This is a genomic window from Stenotrophomonas sp. 82F1, from assembly GCF_056861525.1.
This window is the reverse complement of sequence record NZ_JBSPUD010000021.1, coordinates 1-16,828: the sequence shown is the minus strand read 5'-3', so window position 1 is coordinate 16,828 and position 16,828 is coordinate 1. Positions and strand designations below refer to the sequence as shown.

Genomic DNA, 16,828 nt, shown 5'->3' with positions numbered 1-16,828 from the left:
CATGAAGCGTTGGTACGTCGTTCACGCCTATTCGGGCTTCGAGAAGTCGGTGGCGCAGGCTCTGCGCGATCGCATCGTCCGTGACGGCATGGAAGAGCGCTTCGGCGACGTCCTGGTTCCGACCGAGGAAGTGATCGAAATGCGCGCCGGCCAGAAGCGCCGTTCCGAGCGCAAGTTCTTCCCGGGTTACGTGCTGGTCCAGATCGAGACCCACGAAGAAGCAGGCATTCCGCGCATCGACAACGAAAGCTGGCATCTGGTCAAGGAAACCCCGCGCGTCATGGGCTTCATCGGTGGAACCGCTGATCGTCCGTTGCCGATCGCTGATTCCGAGGCCGAGGCGATCCTGAACCGTGTCCAGGAAGGCGTCGAGAAGCCGCGTCCGAAGGTGCTGTTCGAGCCGGGCCAGATGGTCCGCGTCACCGAAGGTCCGTTCAACGACTTCAATGGTGTCGTCGAAGAGGTCAACTACGAGAAGAGCCGTCTGCGCGTCTCCGTGTTGATCTTCGGTCGCGCTACCCCGGTCGAGCTCGAGTTCGGCCAGGTCGAAAAGGCCGTCTGATCTGAATTCACCTGCCGCTTCAGGCATGTGAAGAAAAAACCTGATATGCTGCGCGGCTCCCGTTGGGAAGCTGGCGGGACGAGGCCACCGAAAGGTGGCCTTCGGCATGATTTCAAAACGCGATGCCGGGACGCGTGATTCCCGGTCCGATGGGGAGCCTGTTGTCGCAAGGCGCTAGCACCCGGAGAGTACTCACATGGCAAAGAAAGTTGTCGGTTATATCAAGCTGCAGGTGAAGGCCGGTCAGGCCAACCCCTCGCCGCCGGTCGGTCCTGCGCTGGGTCAGCGCGGCCTGAACATCATGGAATTCTGCAAGGCCTTCAATGCCGCCACGCAGAAGCTCGAGCCGGGTCTGCCGGTTCCGGTGATCATCACGGCCTATTCGGACCGTACGTTCACCTTCATCACCAAGAGCACCCCGGCCACCACCCTGCTGAAGAAGGCCGCTGGCATCTCGTCGGGCTCCAAGCGCCCGAACACCGAGAAGGTCGGCAAGGTCACCCGTAAGCAGCTGGAAGAGATCGCCAAGGCGAAGGAACCGGATCTGACTGCCGCCGACCTGGACGCCGCCGTGCGTACCATCGCTGGCTCTGCCCGTTCCATGGGCCTCGTGGTGGAGGGTTAATCAGATGGCACAGAACAAGCGCGAAAAGGCCATCAAGGCCGCCGTTGTCCCGGGTAAGGCGTATGCCTTCGAGGACGCAATCAACATCCTGAAGACCGCCACCAAGGCCAAGTTCGTCGAGTCGATCGACGTTGCTGTGCGCCTGGGCGTCGACGCGAAGAAGTCCGACCAGCAGGTCCGTGGCTCCACCGTGCTGCCGGCAGGTACCGGCAAGTCGGTCCGCGTCGCTGTCTTCGCTCCGGCCGGTGCCAAGGCTGATGAAGCCCTGGCCGCTGGTGCCGAAGCCGTCGGTATGGACGACCTGGCCGAGAAGATGCAGGCCGGCGATCTGAACTACGACGTCGTGATCGCGACCCCGGACGCAATGCGCGTCGTCGGCAAGCTGGGTACCGTGCTGGGCCCGCGCGGCCTGATGCCGAACCCGAAGGTCGGCACCGTCTCCCCGAACCCGGGTGAGGCTGTGAAGAATGCCAAGTCGGGGCAGGTGCGTTACCGCACCGACAAGGCCGGCATCATCCACTGCACCATCGGCAAGGCCGACTTCGCCGAAGACGCGCTGAAGTCGAACCTGACCGCGCTGCTGCTGGACCTGATCAAGGCCAAGCCGGCCACCTCGAAGGGCCTGTACCTGCAGAAGGTGTCGGTCAGCTCGACGATGGGCCCGGGCGTCACCGTCGACCAGTCGTCGCTGAGCCTGAAGTAATCGTTTCAAGCGATCGCGGGTCCCTCGGGTCCCGCGGCCGTGACATTTGAAGGCATCGCCGGCAACCCATCGCCGGTGGTAGCCGTCAAAGACCGCAGGTGCGGTCGTGGTATGCCGGCGACGGGCAAGGAAGCACGATTTGGCAGGGAGTCGCCGCCGGAGCAGCCACGAACGCTTAATCGATTCCTCGGAATCACCCTGCGTAGATGGTGCCCTTCTGGAGTTTTTCTGGTTCACGCACGTCTGGGGTTACCCAGGTTGGCCCACTCCAGGTCTAGAACGGCCCACCCCCCGGAACATCATTCCGATGTTCCCGGCGTCCAGGACGGATGCCGCACAGGACCGCACACGGCAGGAGCCGTAAGCGGAGTTCAATCGGAGGAGTGCAATGGCTCTCAATCTGTCCCAGAAGCAAGAAGTAGTCGCGGAGCTGGCAGACATCGCCGCCAAGGCCCACTCCTTGATCGCAGCCGAATACGCTGGCACCACGGTCGCCCAGATGACCGCGATGCGCAAGCAGGCTCGTGAAACCGGCGTTTTCTTGAAAGTTGTCAAGAACACCCTGGCGTCGCGTGCTGTTGAAGGCACCGAGTTCGCAGTCGCACAGGACCAGATGGTTGGTCCGCTGCTGTACGCGTTCTCGCTCGAGGAGCCCGGTGCTGCCGGTCGCCTGATCAAGGAAGCCGCCAAGGGCAACGACAAGCTGAAGGCCAAGGTCGTCGCAATCGGTGGTGAAGTGTTCCCGGCAAGCCACGTCGACGTGTTGGCCTCGCTGCCGACCCGCGACCAGGCCCTGGCAATGCTGGCACGCGTCCTGACCGAGCCGGTCACGATGTTCGCCCGCGCCATCAAGGCAATCGGCGACAAGCAGAATGGTGGCGACGTCGCCGCCGACGCTGCTGAACCGGCCGCCGAGACCGCCTGAGTTTCGACTAATCGTGGTTCCTGACGGAACCTCAATCCAGAAAAACATCCAAAGGTAATTATCATGTCCCTTACCAACGAACAGATCGTCGACGCCATCGCCGAGAAGTCCCTGATGGAAGTGATGGAGCTGGTCAAGGCCATCGAAGAGAAGTTCGGCGTCTCCGCTGCTGCTCCGGTCGCCGCTGCTGTGGCTGGCCCGGCTGCCGTCGTTGAAGAGCAGACCGAATTCGTCGTCACCCTGAAGACCGCTGGCGACAAGAAGGTCGAAGTCATCAAGGCCGTCCGCGCCATCACCGGCCTGGGCCTGAAGGAAGCGAAGGACCTGGCCGAAGCCGGCGGCGTCCTGAAGGACAACGCTTCGAAGGACGAAGCCGAGAAGATGAAGAAGGACCTGGAAGCTGCTGGCGCGACTGTCGAAGTCAAGTAAGCACTTCCTTTGCGTCGCCATCGAAATCCGGCGATGCAGCCAAGGCTGGGGGCGTAAGCCCCCGGCCTTTGGTCGTTGTTGCGGTGTTGTAGATCCGCGCCATGCGTGGATGTGAAAAGCGGCAAAAAGCCCAACACGGGCTGCGGTCAAACCCTGGTCGGCCAGCGCAACGCGCGACGGCAGGGGAGTGGATGCAGACGAGTTGGCAGTTGGAAGTAGCGGGAGAAGGCGTGCTGGTGCCGGCAATACCAGCGACTTCCAACTGACAATTTCAAGTTCCCTTCGGGTCGTGGGCGCACGACTCGCACAACAAGGTGGAAGACCTCATGACGTCCTATTCGTTCACCGAAAAAAAGCGTATCCGCAAGGATTTCGGCAAGCAGCGTTCGATTCTCGAAGTGCCGTTCCTGCTCGCCATCCAGGTGGATTCCTACCGTGAATTCCTGCAGGAAAACGTCGATCCGGCCAAGCGCACGGACCACGGCCTGCACGCTGCACTGAAGTCGGTCTTCCCGATCGCCAGCTACAGCGGCAATGCTGCCCTGGAATACGTCGGCTACAAGCTGGGCGATCCGGTCTTCGACGAGCGTGAGTGCCGTCAGCGTGGCATGAGCTACGGTGCGCCGCTGCGCGTGACCGTGCGCCTGGTGATCTACGACCGCGAGTCGTCGACCAAGGCCATCAAGTACGTGAAGGAGCAGGAGGTCTACCTCGGCGAAATCCCGTTGATGACCGACAACGGCACCTTCATCGTCAACGGCACCGAGCGCGTCATCGTCTCGCAGCTGCACCGCTCGCCGGGCGTGTTCTTCGACCACGACCGTGGCAAGACCCACAGCTCGGGCAAGCTGCTGTACAGCGCCCGCATCATTCCTTACCGCGGCTCCTGGCTGGACTTCGAGTTCGACCCGAAGGACGCGCTGTTCACCCGTATCGACCGTCGCCGCAAGCTGCCGGTGTCGATCCTGCTGCGTGCGCTTGGCTACAGCAACGAAGAGATGCTGGCCGAGTTCTTCGAGATCAACACCTTCCACATCAACCCGGATGAAGGCGTCCAGCTGGAGCTGGTGCCGGAGCGCCTGCGCGGCGAAACCCTGGGCTTCGACCTCGCCGATGGCGACAAGGTCATCGTGGAAGCCGGCAAGCGCATCACCGCGCGTCACATCAAGCAGCTGGAAGCCTCGGGCATCGCCGCCCTGGCCGTGCCGGACGACTACATCGTCGGCCGCATCCTGTCGCACGACGTGGTCGATGCCTCGACCGGTGAACTGCTGGCCCAGGCCAACGACGAAATCACCGACGAGCAGCTGCAGAACTTCCGCAAGGCCGGCGTCGATGCCGTGGGCACCCTGTGGGTGAACGACCTGGATCGTGGCCCGTACCTGTCCAACACCCTGCGCATCGATCCGACCAAGACCCAGCTGGAAGCCCTGGTCGAGATCTACCGCATGATGCGTCCGGGCGAGCCGCCGACCAAGGATGCCGCGCAGAACCTGTTCCACAACCTGTTCTTCACCTTCGAGCGCTACGACCTGTCCGCCGTCGGCCGCATGAAGTTCAACCGTCGCGTGGGCCGCAAGGAAACCACCGGCGAAGCCGTGCTGTACGACCGCAAGTACTACGGCGAGCGCAACGACGAAGAGTCCAAGCGCCTGGTTGCCGCCCACGGCGACAGCTCGGACATCCTGGACGTGATCAAGGTCCTGACCGAGATCCGCAATGGTCGTGGCGTGGTCGATGACATCGATCACCTGGGCAACCGTCGCGTGCGTTCGGTCGGTGAAATGGCCGAGAACGTGTTCCGCGTGGGCCTGGTCCGCGTCGAGCGCGCGGTCAAGGAACGCCTGTCGATGGCAGAGTCGGAAGGCCTGACCCCGCAGGAGCTGATCAACGCCAAGCCGGTGGCTGCGGCGATCAAGGAATTCTTCGGCTCCTCGCAGCTGTCGCAGTTCATGGATCAGAACAACCCGCTGTCGGAAGTCACGCACAAGCGTCGCGTCTCGGCCCTGGGCCCGGGCGGCCTGACCCGTGAGCGCGCCGGCTTCGAAGTGCGCGACGTGCACCCGACCCATTACGGCCGCGTCTGCACCATCGAAACCCCGGAAGGCCCGAACATCGGCCTGATCAACTCGCTGGCCGTGTACGCCCGCACCAACCAGTACGGTTTCCTCGAGACCCCGTACCGCAAGGTCGTGGACGGCAAGGTGTTCGACGAAGTCGAGTTCCTGTCGGCCATCGAAGAAAACGAGTACGTCATCGCCCAGGCCAACGCCCTGACCGATGCCAACAGCGTGCTGACCGAGCAGTTCGTTCCCTGCCGTTACCAGGGCGAATCGCTGCTGAAGCCGCCGGCGGAAGTCCACTTCATGGACGTCTCGCCGATGCAGACCGTGTCGATCGCGGCCGCGCTGGTTCCGTTCCTGGAGCACGATGACGCCAACCGCGCACTGATGGGCGCCAACATGCAGCGTCAGGCCGTGCCGACCCTGCGTGCGCAGAAGCCGCTGGTCGGTACCGGCATCGAGCGCGCCGTGGCGCGTGACTCGGGTGTGACCGTGAACGCCCGTCGTGGTGGTGAGATCGTGCAGATCGACGCCGCCCGCATCGTGGTCAAGGTCAACGAAGCCGAGATCACCGATGCGTCCGATGCCGGCGTCGACATCTACAACCTGATCAAGTACACCCGCTCCAACCAGAACACCTGCATCAACCAGCGTCCGCTGGTGGAAGTGGGCAACGTGGTGGCGCGTGGCGACGTGCTGGCCGATGGTCCGTCCACCGACATCGGTGAACTGGCCCTGGGCCAGAACATGCTGATCGCCTTCATGCCGTGGAACGGCTACAACTTCGAAGACTCCATCCTGCTCTCCGAGCGCGTGGTGGAAGAGGATCGCTACACCACGATCCACATCGAAGAGCTGACCTGCGTTGCGCGTGACACCAAGCTGGGGCCGGAGGAAATCTCCGCCGACATCCCGAACGTCTCCGAGCAGGCGCTGAACCGCCTGGACGAGAGCGGCGTGGTGTACATCGGTGCCGAAGTCCGCGCCGGCGACATCATGGTCGGCAAGGTCACCCCGAAGGGCGAAAGCCAGCTGACCCCGGAAGAGAAGCTGCTGCGCGCGATCTTCGGCGAGAAGGCTTCGGACGTGAAGGACAGCTCGCTGCGCGTGCCGCCGGGCATGGACGGCACCGTCATCGACGTGCAGGTCTTCACCCGCGATGGCATCGAGAAGGACAAGCGCGCCCGTCAGATCGAAGAGTCTGAAATCAAGCGTGTCAAGAAGGACTTCGACGACCAGTTCCGCATCCTGGAAGCGGCCATCTACGCCCGTCTGCGTTCGCAGATCGTGGGCAAGGTGGTCAACGGCGGCGCCGGCCTGAAGAAGGGCGACGTCATCTCCGACGCCTACCTGGATGGCCTGAAGAAGGCCGACTGGTTCGTGCTGCGCATGAAGGACGAGGACGCTGCCGAAGCCATCGAACGCGCACAGAAGCAGATCCAGGCGCACGAGAAGGAATTCGAGCGTCGCTTCGCCGACAAGCGCGGCAAGATCACCGCGGGCGACGACCTCGCCCCGGGCGTGCTGAAGATGGTCAAGGTGTTCCTGGCCGTGAAGCGCCGCATCCAGCCGGGCGACAAGATGGCAGGCCGCCACGGCAACAAGGGTGTGGTGTCCAACGTGGTGCCGGTCGAGGACATGCCGTACATGGCCTCGGGCGAAACCGTGGACATCGTGCTGAACCCGTTGGGCGTGCCGTCGCGTATGAACATCGGGCAGATCCTGGAAGTGCACCTGGGCTGGGCCGCCAAGGGTCTGGGTCGCAAGATCCAGGCGATGCTGGAAGCCCAGGCGGCAGTCGCCGACCTGCGCAAGTTCCTGGACGACATCTACAACCACGATGACACCAACGTGGCCAACCGTGTCGACCTGTCGCAGTTCAGCGACGAGGAACTGCTGCGCCTGGCCCGCAACCTGTTCGACGGCGTGCCGATGGCAACGCCGGTGTTCGACGGTGCCACCGAAGCGGAAATCAAGCGCATGCTGGAACTGGCCGACCTGCCGAGCAGTGGCCAGACCCAGCTGTATGACGGCCGCACCGGTGAAGCCTTCGATCGCCACACCACCGTTGGCTACATGCACTACCTGAAGCTGAACCACCTGGTCGACGACAAGATGCACGCCCGTTCGACCGGTCCGTACTCGCTCGTCACCCAGCAGCCGCTGGGCGGCAAGGCGCAGTTCGGTGGCCAGCGCTTCGGTGAAATGGAAGTCTGGGCGCTGGAAGCCTACGGCGCGGCCTACACCCTGCAGGAAATGCTGACGGTGAAGTCCGATGACGTGCAGGGCCGCAACCAGATGTACAAGAACATCGTCGACGGTGAGCACGAGATGGTCGCGGGCATGCCGGAATCCTTCAACGTCCTGGTGAAGGAAATCCGCTCGCTGGCCATCAACATGGAACTGGAAGACAACTGATCCATGCCGGCGCGGCGGTCAACGCCGCCGCGCCGCTGGCAGTCAACTGAAAGCCCATCGACACAGCATTCCTCCTTCTGGAGAACACCATGAAAGACCTGCTCAACCTCTTCAACCAGCAGCGCCAGACGCTGGACTTCGACGCGATCAAGATCGCGCTGGCTTCGCCGGACCTGATCCGTTCGTGGTCCTTCGGCGAAGTGAAGAAGCCGGAAACCATCAACTACCGTACCTTCAAGCCGGAGCGTGACGGCCTGTTCTGCGCCGCCATCTTCGGACCGGTCAAGGACTACGAGTGCCTGTGCGGCAAGTACAAGCGCATGAAGCACCGCGGCGTGGTCTGCGAGAAGTGCGGCACCGAAGTGACCCTGGCCAAGGTGCGTCGTGAGCGCATGGGCCACATCGACCTGGCTTCGCCGGTCGCGCACATCTGGTTCCTGAAGTCGCTGCCGTCGCGCATCGGCCTGATGCTGGACATGACCCTGCGCGATATCGAGCGCGTGCTGTACTTCGAAGCCTACGTGGTGACCGAGCCGGGCCTGACCGCCCTGGAGCGCCGCCAGCTGCTGACCGAAGAACAGTACCTGCAGGCCCGCCAGGAGCACGGTGACGACTTCGACGCCGCCATGGGCGCCGAGGCCGTGTACGAACTGCTGCGCACCATCGACCTGCAGTCGGAAATGACCCGCCTGCGCGAAGAAATCGCCAGCACCGGTTCGGAAACCAAGCTGAAGCGCCTCACCAAGCGCATCAAGCTGATCGAAGCCTTCCTGGAATCGGGCAACCGTCCGGAGTGGATGGTCATGACCGTCCTGCCGGTGCTGCCGCCGGACCTGCGTCCGCTGGTTCCGCTGGATGGTGGCCGCTTCGCGACCTCCGACCTGAACGACCTGTACCGCCGCGTCATCAACCGCAACAACCGCCTGCGCCGCCTGCTCGAACTGAGCGCGCCGGACATCATCGTGCGCAATGAAAAGCGCATGCTGCAGGAATCGGTCGATGCGCTGCTGGACAACGGCCGTCGCGGCCGTGCCATCACCGGCACCAACAAGCGCCCGCTGAAGTCGCTGGCCGACATGATCAAGGGCAAGCAGGGTCGCTTCCGTCAGAACCTGCTCGGCAAGCGCGTCGACTACTCGGGCCGTTCGGTCATCGTGGTCGGTCCGTACCTGCGCCTGCACCAGTGCGGCCTGCCGAAGAAGATGGCACTCGAACTGTTCAAGCCGTTCGTGTTCGCCAAGCTGCAGCGTCGTGGCCTGGCCACCACCATCAAGGCCGCCAAGAAGCTGGTCGAGCGCGAAGAAGCCGAAGTCTGGGACATCCTGGAAGAGGTCATCCGCGAGCATCCGGTGATGCTGAACCGTGCGCCGACCCTGCACCGTCTGGGCATCCAGGCCTTCGAGCCGGTCCTGATCGAAGGCAAGGCCATCCAGCTGCACCCGCTGGTCTGCACCGCGTTCAACGCCGACTTCGACGGTGACCAGATGGCCGTCCACGTGCCGCTCTCGCTGGAAGCCCAGCTGGAAGCGCGTGCGCTGATGATGTCCACCAACAACATCCTGTCGCCGGCCAACGGCGAGCCGATCATCGTGCCGTCGCAGGACGTCGTGCTGGGTCTGTACTACATGACCCGCTCGCTGGAAAACAAGAAGGGCGAGGGCATGGCCTTCGCCAACATCGCCGAAGTCAAGCGCGCCTACGACAACCGCGTGGTGGAACTGCACGCGCGCGTCAAGGTCCGCATCACCGAGGTGGTGACCGACGAGGAAGGCAACAAGCAGAGCAAGTCGTCGATCGTGGAGACCACGATCGGTCGCGCCCTGCTGGCTGAAATCCTGCCGGAAGGCCTGCCGTTCGCGCTGGCCAACACCGAGCTGACCAAGAAGAACATCAGCCGCCTGATCAACTCCAGCTACCGCCAGCTGGGCCTGAAGGACACGGTCGTGTTCGCCGACAAGCTGATGTACACCGGCTTCGCCTACGCGACCCGTGCCGGCGTCTCGATCGGCATCGACGACATGCTGATCCCCGACGAGAAGAAGGGCATCCTCACCGAGGCTGAAGCCGAAGTGCTGGAAATCCAGGAGCAGTACCAGTCGGGCCTGGTCACCGCCGGCGAGCGCTACAACAAGGTGGTCGACATCTGGTCGCGCACCAATGAGCGCATCGCCAAGGCGATGATGGACACCATCGGTACCGAGAAGGTCATCAATGCCAAGGGCGAGACCATCGACCAGAAGTCGATGAACTCCCTGTACATCATGGCCGACTCCGGTGCGCGAGGCAGCCAGGCGCAGATCCGTCAGCTGGCCGGCATGCGTGGCCTGATGGCCCGTCCCGATGGCTCGATCATCGAGACGCCCATCAAGGCGAACTTCCGCGAAGGCCTGAACGTGCAGGAGTACTTCAACTCCACCCACGGTGCCCGTAAGGGTCTGGCCGATACCGCGCTGAAGACCGCGAACTCGGGTTACCTGACCCGTCGTCTGGTCGACGTGGCGCAGGACGTGGTGATCACCGAGGTGGACTGCGGTACCACCGAAGGCCTGATCATGACCCCGATCGTTGAAGGCGGCGACGTGGTCGAACCGTTGAAGGATCGCGTGCTGGGTCGCGTGGTTGCCGAGGACGTGTTCCTGCCGGGCAACGACGAAGATCCGATCGTCACCCGCAACACCCTGCTCGACGAAGCCTGGGTCGCCAAGCTTGAAGAGGCCAGCGTGCAGACCATCAAGGTCCGCTCGACGATCTCCTGCGAATCGGCCTTCGGTGTCTGCAGCCGCTGCTACGGCCGCGATCTGGCCCGTGGCCACCTGGTCAACATCGGTGAAGCGGTCGGCGTCATCGCCGCCCAGTCCATCGGTGAGCCGGGTACCCAGCTGACGATGCGTACGTTCCACATCGGTGGTGCGGCATCGCGAGCTGCTGCGGTCGACAACATCACCGTCAAGACCACCGGCTCGGTCAAGTTCAGCAACCTCAAGTCGGTGGCCCATGCCAATGGCTCGCTGGTCGCCGTGTCGCGCTCGGGCGAAATGTCGGTGCTCGATGCGCACGGCCGTGAGCGTGAGCGTTACAAGCTGCCGTACGGCGCAACCATCACCTCCAAGGATGGTGATGCGGTCAAGGCTGGCCAGACCGTGGCCAACTGGGATCCGCATAACCACCCGATCGTTTCGGAAGTGGCTGGTTTCATCCGCTTCATCGACTTCGTCGACGGCATCACCGTCATCGAGAAGACCGATGAGCTGACCGGCCTGGCATCGCGCGAAATCACCGACCCGAAGCGCCGCGGCGCCCAGGCGAAGGATCTGCGCCCGATCGTCCGCATCGTCGATGGCAAGGGCAACGACCTGTCGATTCCGGGCACCGACCTGCCGGCGCAGTACCTGCTGCCGCCGCGCTCGATCGTCAACCTGCAGGACGGCGCTGCCGTCGGCGTGGGTGACGTGGTTGCCAAGATCCCGCAGGAAGCGTCCAAGACCCGCGACATCACCGGTGGTCTGCCGCGCGTGGCCGATCTGTTCGAAGCGCGCAAGCCGAAGGATCCGGCGGTGCTGGCCGAGCGTTCGGGCATCATCAGCTTCGGCAAGGACACCAAGGGCAAGCAGCGCCTGATCATCAAGGACACCGATGGTTCGGAGCACGAAGAGCTGATTCCGAAGTACCGTCAGGTCATCGTGTTCGAAGGTGAGCACGTGACCAAGGGCGAAACCATCGTCGACGGCGAGCCGAGCCCGCAGGACATCCTGCGTCTGCTGGGTGTCGAGCCGCTGGCCGCCTACCTGGTCAAGGAAATCCAGGACGTGTACCGCCTGCAGGGCGTGAAGATCAACGACAAGCACATCGAGGTGATCACCCGCCAGATGCTGCGCAAGGTCGAGATCACCGATCAGGGCAGCAGCAAGTTCCTGAACGGTGAACAGGTCGAGCGTCAGCGTGTCATCGAGGAAAATGCACGCCTGACCACCCGCAATGAGCTGATCGCTCGTTTCGATCCGGTCCTGCTGGGCATCACCAAGGCCTCGCTGGCAACCGAATCGTTCATCTCGGCGGCCTCCTTCCAGGAGACCACCCGCGTGCTGACCGAGGCTGCCGTCCGCGGCACCAAGGACAACCTGCGCGGCCTGAAGGAGAACGTGATCGTCGGCCGTCTGATTCCGGCCGGTACCGGTCTGTCCTACCACGCCAACCGCCGCCGCAACGCGAGCGGGCTGACCGACTCGGAAATGCAGACCCTCGCCGGTACCCCGGCAGCTGCAGCCCCGGTGGCTGTGGCAGCACCGGAAGTGGTGGTGGAATCGACCGACGCCGAGCAGGCCGAGGATTGATCGGCGGGTTCGGCTCCGGCCGGACCTTGATCGGGCAGGGGACGGCCATCGGTCGGTCCCTGCCGTACGGTCCGGCCTCGTGCCGGACAAGCATCACGCAGCACCGGTTCCGGCCGGATCTGCACTCGAGGGCCCAGGCCGCTGGTCTGTTGGCTTTCGATGAGGTAGGATGCCGCCCGGCCCAGCGATGGGTCGGACGACAACCTGAACGGGGGGCATGGAGAAGGCTCCCCTGTAACGGCCCGGGATCAGGGCTGGCTTGGCGTGTGCGCATTTGACCGCGTTTTCGCCAGGTTGCTACAATCGTCTGTCTCAGCAGGCCGGTTTTTCGCCTGCTCGCACATATCCGCATTCATGGCCGGTTTTTTTCGGCCTCTCTCAGAAGAACATACTGATGGCGACGATCAATCAGCTTGTCCGCAAGCCGCGGCAGGCAACCACTTATAAGAGCGCCTCGCCGGCTCTCGAAAAGTGCCCCCAGCGCCGTGGCGTCTGCACGCGCGTTTACACCACTACTCCGAAGAAGCCGAACTCGGCGCTTCGCAAGGTTGCCAAGGTTCGCCTGACCAACCAGGAAGAAGTGATTTCCTACATCGGCGGTGAAGGCCACAACCTGCAGGAGCACTCCGTGGTCCTGATCCGTGGCGGTCGCGTCAAGGATCTGCCGGGTGTGCGTTACCACACCGTTCGTGGTTCGCTCGACGCCTCCGGCGTTGCCAAGCGTCGCCAGGGCCGTTCCAAGTACGGCGCCAAGCGTCCGAAGAGCTAAGGGAAAGCACACATGTCTCGTAAAGGTAATACGCCGCAGCGCGCAGTCCTGCCGGATCCGAAGCACGGAAGCGAAACCATCGCCCGTTTCATCAACATGGTGATGCTGAGCGGCAAGAAGTCGGTCGCTGAAAAGATCGTCTATGGCGCCATGGACGTGATCGGTGAGAAGAGCCCGAATTCCGTCGAGCTGGTTCAGAAGGCTCTGGAAAACGTGGCTCCGTCGGTCGAAGTCAAGTCCCGCCGTGTCGGTGGTGCCACCTATCAGGTGCCGGTCGAAGTGCGCGCCTCGCGCAAGATGGCCCTGGCCATGCGTTGGCTGATCGACTCCGCGCGCAAGCGTGGTGAGAACACCATGCCGAAGAAGCTGGCCGCTGAACTGATCGACGCTGCGGAAAACCGTGGCGGCGCCATCAAGAAGCGCGAAGAAACCCACCGCATGGCCGAAGCCAACAAGGCATTCGCCCACTACCGCTGGTGAGTTTGACGGCCTTGTAAAACAGGCAGGGCAGCACCATCTCGGTGCTGCCTCGCGGCCCCAGAAGGGCTGCGCCAATCCGAAGGCCGCCGAAAGGCGGCGTTCGGCCATCCGAAATCCAAGAAATCTGAGAGGCTCCCCGTGGCCCGTTCCACTCCCATCGAGCGTTACCGCAATTTCGGCATCATGGCTCACATCGATGCCGGCAAGACCACCACGTCCGAGCGCATCCTGTTCTACACCGGCAAGAGCCACAAGATCGGTGAAGTGCATGACGGCGCCGCCACCATGGACTGGATGGAGCAGGAGCAGGAGCGTGGCATCACGATCCAGTCCGCTGCGACCACCGCGTTCTGGAAGGGCATGGACAAGTCCCTGCCGGAGCACCGCTTCAACATCATCGACACCCCCGGGCACGTCGACTTCACCATCGAAGTGGAGCGCTCGCTGCGCGTGCTCGACGGTGCCGTCTTCGTGCTGTGCGCCGTCGGTGGCGTGCAGCCGCAGTCGGAAACCGTGTGGCGCCAGGCCAACCGTTACAAGGTGCCGCGCATCGCGTTCGTCAACAAGATGGACCGTACCGGTGCCAACTTCAGCAAGGTCGTTGGCCAGCTGAAGGCGAAGCTGGGTGCCAAGGCCGTTCCGATGCAGCTGCCGATCGGCGCTGAGGAAGGCTTCAAGGGCGTCGTCGATCTGCTGAAGATGAAGGCCATCCATTGGGATGAGGCTTCGCAGGGCATGAAGTTCGAGTACAGCGATGTGCCGGCCGAGCTGCTCGCTGAAGCGACCGAAGCCCGTACCTTCATGATCGAAGCGGCTGCCGAAGCCAGCGAAGAGCTGATGGACAAGTACCTGGGCGGCGATGAGCTGACCGAGGCCGAGATCATCGAAGCCCTGCGCGTGCGCACCCTGGCCACCGACATCGTGCCGATGTACTGCGGCTCGGCGTTCAAGAACAAGGGCGTGCAGGCCATGCTGGACGGCGTGATCCAGCTGCTGCCGTCGCCGATCGACGTGCCGGACGTGACCGGTACCGACGTTGACGATGAAACCAAGGAAATGAGCCGCAAGTCTGACGACAAGGCTCCGTTCTCGGCCCTGGCCTTCAAGATCATCACCGATCCGTTCGTCGGCGCGCTGACCTTCTTCCGTGTCTACTCGGGCACGCTGAATGCAGGCGACCAGCTGCTGAACTCGGTGAAGGGCAAGAAGGAGCGCATCGGCCGTATCCTGCAGATGCACTCCAACAACCGCGAAGAAATCAAGGAAGTTCTGGCCGGCGACATCGCCGCCGCCGTGGGCCTGAAGGACACCACCACGGGTGACACCCTGTGCTCCATGGATCAGCCGATCATCCTCGAGCGCATGGTGTTCCCGGAGCCGGTCATCTCGATGGCTGTCGAGCCGAAGACCAAGTCCGACCAGGAAAAGATGGGTCTGGCACTGGGTCGTCTGGCGCAGGAAGATCCGTCGTTCCGCGTCAAGACCGACGAAGAATCCGGCCAGACCATCATCTCGGGCATGGGCGAGCTGCACCTGGACATCATCGTTGACCGCATGAAGCGCGAGTTCAACGTTGAAGCCAACGTCGGCAAGCCGCAGGTGGCCTACCGCGAAACGATCACCATGTCGGACGTGAAGTCGGACTACAAGCACGCCAAGCAGTCCGGTGGTAAGGGTCAGTACGGTCACGTCGTGATCGAGCTGTCGCCGATCACCGAGGCCGATCGTGCAGATCCGAAGATCGCTGCCGGCATCAAGGACGACTTCCTGTTCATCAACGACATCACCGGTGGCGTGATTCCGAAGGAATTCATCCCGTCGATCGAAAAGGGCCTGCGCGAAACCATCACCAGCGGTCCGCTGGCTGGCTTCCCGGTCGTGGACGTCAAGGTGAAGCTGGTGTTCGGCTCGTACCACGACGTCGACTCCTCGGAAATGGCGTTCAAGCTCGCTTCCTCGATGGCCTTCAAGGAAGGTTTCCGCAAGGCCAAGCCGGTCCTGCTGGAGCCGATCATGAAGGTCGAGATCGTGACCCCGGAGGATTACCAGGGTGACGTGATGGGCGACGTCAGCCGTCGTCGCGGCGTTCTGCAGGGTTCTGATACCACCGGTGACGGTTCGGCCAGCATCATCAACGCGATGATCCCGCTGGGCGAAATGTTTGGCTACGCGACCTCGCTGCGTTCGCAGACCCAGGGCCGCGCCACCTTCACGATGGAATTTGACCACTACGAGCCGGCGCCGAACAACATCGCCGACGAAGTCATGAAGAAGGCCTGAGCGTAACGCTCAGGTCCTCCAAACCACTTACGAACCAATAAGGTAGAAAGAAATGGCAAAGGGTAAGTTCGAGCGCACCAAGCCGCACGTCAACGTCGGCACCATCGGTCACGTCGATCACGGCAAGACCACGCTGACCGCCGCACTGACCAAGATCGGTGCCGAGCGCTTCGGTGGCGAGTTCAAGGATTACTCCGCGATCGACGCCGCGCCGGAAGAAAAGGCACGTGGCATCACGATCTCGACCGCGCACGTCGAATACGAATCCACCGTTCGTCACTACGCCCACGTCGATTGCCCGGGCCATGCTGACTACGTCAAGAACATGATCACCGGTGCTGCCCAGATGGACGGCGCGATCCTGGTGTGCTCGGCCGCTGACGGCCCGATGCCGCAGACCCGCGAGCACATCCTGCTGTCGCGTCAGGTCGGCGTGCCGTACATCGTCGTGTTCCTGAACAAGGCCGACATGGTTGACGATGCCGAGCTGCTGGAACTGGTCGAAATGGAAGTCCGCGAGCTGCTGAGCAAGTACGACTTCCCGGGCGACGACACCCCGATCATCTCGGGTTCGGCCCGTCTGGCGCTGGAAGGCGACCAGAGCGACATCGGCGTGCCGGCCGTCATCAAGCTGGTCGAGGCGCTGGACACCTGGATCCCGACCCCGGAGCGTGACGTCGACAAGGCATTCCTGATGCCGGTCGAAGACGTGTTCTCGATCTCGGGCCGCGGCACCGTGGTGACCGGTCGTATCGAGCGCGGCGTGATCAAGGTCGGCGAAGAAATCGAAATCGTCGGCATCCGTCCGGTGCAGAAGACCACCGTGACCGGCGTGGAAATGTTCCGCAAGCTGCTGGACCAGGGTCAGGCAGGCGACAATGCCGGTCTGCTGCTGCGCGGCACCAAGCGTGACGACGTCGAGCGTGGCCAGGTTCTGGCAAAGCCGGGTTCGATCAAGCCGCACACCAAGTTCGACGCCGAAGTCTACGTGCTGTCGAAGGACGAAGGCGGCCGTCACACCCCGTTCTTCAAGGGCTACCGTCCGCAGTTCTACTTCCGTACCACCGACATCACCGGTGCGGTCGAGCTGCCGGAAGGCGTCGAGATGGTGATGCCGGGCGACAACATCAAGATGGTTGTCACCCTGATCAACCCGGTCGCCATGGACGCCGGCCTGCGCTTCGCAATCCGCGAAGGTGGCCGTACCGTCGGTGCTGGCGTGGTTGCCACCATCCTCGAGTAA

General features: G+C 63.0%; 11 protein-coding genes. All 11 read left to right on the top strand.

What is annotated here, in order from left to right; genetic code table 11:
- Position 1 precedes the first annotated feature (1 nt).
- The 11 genes from nusG (at position 2) to tuf (ending at position 16,828) form a co-directional block, all read left to right on the top strand.
- Positions 2-562, top strand: a complete 561-nt coding sequence (gene nusG / locus AC13GI_RS17355) for a transcription termination/antitermination protein NusG (RefSeq protein ID WP_025879350.1) — start codon at positions 2-4, stop codon at positions 560-562.
- A 196-nt stretch (positions 563-758) separates the two neighbouring features.
- Positions 759-1,187, top strand: a complete 429-nt coding sequence (rplK, locus tag AC13GI_RS17350; protein WP_004145248.1) for a 50S ribosomal protein L11 — start codon at positions 759-761, stop codon at positions 1,185-1,187.
- A 4-nt stretch (positions 1,188-1,191) separates the two neighbouring features.
- Positions 1,192-1,890 (top strand): 50S ribosomal protein L1, encoded by a 699-nt coding sequence (gene rplA, locus AC13GI_RS17345; RefSeq protein WP_089238989.1) that lies wholly within the window; start codon positions 1,192-1,194, stop codon positions 1,888-1,890.
- Positions 1,891-2,278: 388 nt separating this feature from the next.
- Positions 2,279-2,815 (top strand): 50S ribosomal protein L10, encoded by a 537-nt coding sequence (gene rplJ / locus AC13GI_RS17340; RefSeq protein ID WP_004145252.1) that lies wholly within the window; start codon positions 2,279-2,281, stop codon positions 2,813-2,815.
- 63 nt (positions 2,816-2,878) lie between these two features.
- Positions 2,879-3,244, top strand: a complete 366-nt coding sequence (gene rplL, locus AC13GI_RS17335; RefSeq protein ID WP_025879347.1) for a 50S ribosomal protein L7/L12 — start codon at positions 2,879-2,881, stop codon at positions 3,242-3,244.
- Positions 3,245-3,570: 326 nt separating this feature from the next.
- Entirely contained in the window at positions 3,571-7,725 is a 4,155-nt protein-coding gene (rpoB, locus tag AC13GI_RS17330; protein ID WP_100463185.1) for a DNA-directed RNA polymerase subunit beta, read from the top strand.
- Positions 7,726-7,814: 89 nt separating this feature from the next.
- On the top strand, positions 7,815-12,056 hold the full coding sequence (gene rpoC / locus AC13GI_RS17325; RefSeq protein WP_099819136.1) for a DNA-directed RNA polymerase subunit beta': 4,242 nt from the start codon (positions 7,815-7,817) through the stop codon (positions 12,054-12,056).
- Between the two features lie 394 nt (positions 12,057-12,450).
- Positions 12,451-12,825 (top strand): 30S ribosomal protein S12, encoded by a 375-nt coding sequence (gene rpsL, locus AC13GI_RS17320; RefSeq protein WP_025879344.1) that lies wholly within the window; start codon positions 12,451-12,453, stop codon positions 12,823-12,825.
- 12 nt (positions 12,826-12,837) lie between these two features.
- The gene (gene rpsG, locus AC13GI_RS17315) at positions 12,838-13,305 is read left to right on the top strand and encodes a 30S ribosomal protein S7 (protein ID WP_482996921.1); all 468 of its coding nucleotides are present in this window, start codon (positions 12,838-12,840) and stop codon (positions 13,303-13,305) included.
- Between the two features lie 138 nt (positions 13,306-13,443).
- Positions 13,444-15,585 (top strand): elongation factor G, encoded by a 2,142-nt coding sequence (gene fusA / locus AC13GI_RS17310; RefSeq protein ID WP_099819137.1) that lies wholly within the window; start codon positions 13,444-13,446, stop codon positions 15,583-15,585.
- Positions 15,586-15,637: 52 nt separating this feature from the next.
- The gene (gene tuf / locus AC13GI_RS17305; protein WP_089238985.1) at positions 15,638-16,828 is read left to right on the top strand and encodes an elongation factor Tu; all 1,191 of its coding nucleotides are present in this window, start codon (positions 15,638-15,640) and stop codon (positions 16,826-16,828) included.

What these genes read in the sequence shown, in the direction of transcription:
- nusG (WP_025879350.1), top strand. Translation starts at nt 2, where the DNA reads ATGAAGCGTTGGTACGTCGTTCACGCCTATTCGGGCTTCGAGAAGTCG.
- rplK (WP_004145248.1), top strand. Translation starts at nt 759, where the DNA reads ATGGCAAAGAAAGTTGTCGGTTATATCAAGCTGCAGGTGAAGGCCGGT.
- rplA (WP_089238989.1), top strand. Translation starts at nt 1,192, where the DNA reads ATGGCACAGAACAAGCGCGAAAAGGCCATCAAGGCCGCCGTTGTCCCG.
- rplJ (WP_004145252.1), top strand. Translation starts at nt 2,279, where the DNA reads ATGGCTCTCAATCTGTCCCAGAAGCAAGAAGTAGTCGCGGAGCTGGCA.
- rplL (WP_025879347.1), top strand. Translation starts at nt 2,879, where the DNA reads ATGTCCCTTACCAACGAACAGATCGTCGACGCCATCGCCGAGAAGTCC.
- rpoB (WP_100463185.1), top strand. Translation starts at nt 3,571, where the DNA reads ATGACGTCCTATTCGTTCACCGAAAAAAAGCGTATCCGCAAGGATTTC.
- rpoC (WP_099819136.1), top strand. Translation starts at nt 7,815, where the DNA reads ATGAAAGACCTGCTCAACCTCTTCAACCAGCAGCGCCAGACGCTGGAC.
- rpsL (WP_025879344.1), top strand. Translation starts at nt 12,451, where the DNA reads ATGGCGACGATCAATCAGCTTGTCCGCAAGCCGCGGCAGGCAACCACT.
- rpsG (WP_482996921.1), top strand. Translation starts at nt 12,838, where the DNA reads ATGTCTCGTAAAGGTAATACGCCGCAGCGCGCAGTCCTGCCGGATCCG.
- tuf (WP_089238985.1), top strand. Translation starts at nt 15,638, where the DNA reads ATGGCAAAGGGTAAGTTCGAGCGCACCAAGCCGCACGTCAACGTCGGC.